Below are 3,396 nucleotides of genomic sequence, written 5' to 3'. Positions count from 1 at the left end.
AACTGGCTTAGTGACGATCTTTGACAAGTTGGATAAGAGAGCAACAGTAATAATTAACGGATTTTATGATCACATAAGATCTCGTTGCGAGAGAAATTCAATTCTCAAGCGTCTGTTGGATAAACTACTCATTAGTTTTAGGCAAAAACGTTATTCGTAACAACCTATTTTGCTTCGTTAAGAATTGGTCCTTCGGGACTAAAGATTAGGAAGTGAAATAAGGGCGTACGGGGAATGCCTAGGCTCTCAGAGACGATGAAGGACGTGGTAAGCTGCGAAAAGTCAGGGGGAGGTGCAAACAACCGTTATATCCCTGAATGTCCGAATGGGGCAACCCACATGGTTGAAGACCATGTACCCGCAAGGGAGGTAACCCGGGGAACTGAAACATCTAAGTACCCGGAGGAGGAGAAAATAATTTAATGATTCCGCAAGTAGTGGCGAGCGAACGCGGAATAGCCCAAACCATTACGATACGTCGTAGTGGGGTTGTAGGACTTGAATAATCGAAGATCATTTAACCGGAACAGTTTTGGAAAAGCTGACCATAGGGGGTGAAAGTCCCGTACGGGAAGAATGATTTAGAGTCGAGTATCCTGAGTAGGGCGGGGCCGGAGAAACCCTGTCTGAATTTGGCGGCACCATCCGCTAAGGCTAAATACTCCTGAGAGACCGATAGCGAACAAGTACCGTGAGGGAAAGGTGAAAAGAACCGCGAGAAGCGGAGTGAAAAGACCCTGAAACCGTGCGCCTACAAGCGGTCGGAGTCCTTCGGGATGACGGCGTGCCTTTTGCATAATGAGCCTACGAGTTACTCCTCACTACCAAGTTTAAGATCTTCAGGATCGGAGGCGAAGCGAAAGCGAGTCTTAACAGGGCGTATAGGTAGTGGGGGTAGACGCGAAACCTGGTGATCTACCCATGGGCAGGTTGAAGTCTCGATAGTCTCGAGATGGAGGACCGAACCGGTACATGTTGAAAAATGTTCGGATGACCTGTGGGTAGGGGTGAAAGGCCAATCAAACCAGGAGATAGCTCGTACTCCCCGAAATGCATTTAGGTGCAGCGTTGTGTAATGTGTGCTGGAGGTAGAGCTACCAATAGGGCTAGGGGGCTTCACCGCCTACCAACCCCTGATGAACTCCGAATGCCAGTATAACAGTAGCAGCAGTGAGGCAGTGGGTGCTAAGGTCCATTGCCAAGAGGGGAACAACCCAGACCATCAGCTAAGGTCCCCAAATCCGGACTGAGTTGAATGGAACGATGTGGGGATGCTAAGACAGCTAGGATGTTGGCTTGGAAGCAGCCATTCATTTAAAGAGTGCGTAACAGCTCACTAGTCGAGCGTTCCTGCGCGGAAAATACTCGGGCATAAGTCCGGTACCGAAGCTATGGATTCCGTAAGGAGTGGTAGGGGAGCATTGTAGTCAGCGCCGAAGGTGTACAGCGATGTATGCTGGAGCGGCTACAAAAGCAAATGTAGGCATGAGTAACGATAAAAGGGGTGAGAAACCCCTTCGCCGTAAGACTAAGGTTTCCGTATTCGATGTTAATCAGAATCGGGTTAGTCGGGTCCTAAGGTGTAGCCGCCAGGCGAAGCCGATGGCAAACGGGTTAATATTCCCGTACCCGCTCACGACGAAAGCGACGGAGTAGTGTAGGTATCGCGTACTGACGGAATAGTACGTTGAAGGTTGGTTAAAACTGACCGATAGTACAGTGATTGCTACGGCAAGAACTGATAGTGTACCGAAGCGACTTCCAAGAAATAGCGAGTGAAGCGGCCCGTACCGTAAACCGACACAGGTAGTCGAGGAGAGTATCCTAAGGCGCTCGAGTGATTCATGGCTAAGGAACTAGGCAAATTGGACGCGTAACTTCGGGAGAAGCGTCGCCCTCTTTTAGAGGGCCGCAGTGAAGAGGCCCAGGCGACTGTTTAGCAAAAACACAGGACTCTGCCAAATCGAAAGATGAAGTATAGGGTCTGACACCTGCCCGGTGCCGGAAGGTTAAGGAAGGGGCTTAGGAGTAATCCAAAGGTCTTAACTGAAGCCCCGGTAAACGGCGGCCGTAACTATAACGGTCCTAAGGTAGCGAAATTCCTTGTCGGGTAAGTTCCGACCTGCACGAATGGTGTAACGATCTGGGCACTGTCTCGGCCATGAGCTCGGTGAAATTGAAGTATCGGTGAAGATGCCGATTACCCGCAACGGGACGAAAAGACCCCGTGAACCTTTACTACAGCTTCACATTGCATTAGGGTATAAGATGTGTAGGATAGGTGGGAGACTATGAATGGGCCACGCCAGTGGTTTTGGAGTCGTCCTTGAAATACCACCCTTCTTATACTTTGATGCTAACCCCTGGAAAGAGGGGGACCGTGTGTGGTGGGTAGTTTGACTGGGGTGGTCGCCTCCTAAAGTGTAACGGAGGCTCGCAAAGGTTCCCTCAGCATGGTTGGTAATCATGCGAAGAGCGTATGAGTATAAGGGAGCTTGACTGAGAGAGAGACATCTCGACCAGGTGCGAAAGCAGGCTCAAGTGATCCGGTGGTTCCGTATGGAAGGGCCATCGCTCAAAGGATAAAAGGTACTCCGGGGATAACAGGCTGATCTCCCCCAAGAGCTCACATCGACGGGGAGGTTTGGCACCTCGATGTCGGCTCGTCACATCCTGGGGCTGAAGAAGGTCCCAAGGGTTGGGCTGTTCGCCCATTAAAGTGGCACGCGAGCTGGGTTCAGAACGTCGCAAGACAGTTCGGTCTCTATCTGTTGCGGGCGTAGGAATATTGAGAAGATCTGTCTCCAGTACGAGAGGACCGGGATGGACGCACCTCTAGTGTACCGGTTGTGGCGCCAGCTGCACCGCCGGGTAGCTATGTGCGGAATGGATAAGCGCTGAAAGCATCTAAGCACGAAGCCAACTTCAAGATGAGTATTCCCCTGAGGGCCGTAGAAGATGACTACGTTGATAGGTTGTAGGTGGAAGTGCAGTAATGTATGGAGCCGAGCAATACTAATCGCCCGACAGCTTCCTTTTTTCTTTTAACTCTTCGGAGTTAGGAGAGATCTGCGAAATAGGAAATGAACAAACGTAAGGTTGTTTAGGACTTATGAGTACGTGAAGCAGACGCTTGTAAATGTATTTAATCAGCAAACTAGGTCTTTGTGAGATCAAAGAAGTTAGTTGTTGCTGAAGTTCTCTTATCTACTTGTTGATCGTTCACTAAAGGAACTGTCTCGAAATCGGGACAAAAGACTTTGGTGGCTATTGCGGGCAGGATCACCTCTTACCATTCCGAACAGAGAAGTTAAGCTGCCCAGCGCCGATGGTACTTGGACAAGATCCCGGGAGAGTAGGTCGCCGCCAATTATGAAAGCCTCGTTGCATACCGCA

2 rRNA genes are annotated in these 3,396 nt (G+C 50.1%); both read left to right on the top strand.

Annotated features, from left to right (window positions below):
- Positions 1-206 precede the first annotated feature (206 nt).
- A 23S ribosomal RNA gene (locus E1J53_RS23730) occupies positions 207-3,039 on the top strand.
- A gap of 220 nt (positions 3,040-3,259) precedes the next feature.
- Positions 3,260-3,372, top strand: a 5S ribosomal RNA gene (gene rrf, locus E1J53_RS23725).
- The last annotated feature ends 24 nt before the right edge of the window (positions 3,373-3,396 follow it).

The sequence above is a fragment of the Lewinella sp. W8 genome (assembly GCF_004375085.3).
Classification (GTDB): domain Bacteria; phylum Bacteroidota; class Bacteroidia; order Chitinophagales; family Saprospiraceae; genus Neolewinella.
This window is presented reverse-complemented; position numbering and strand designations above follow the sequence as displayed.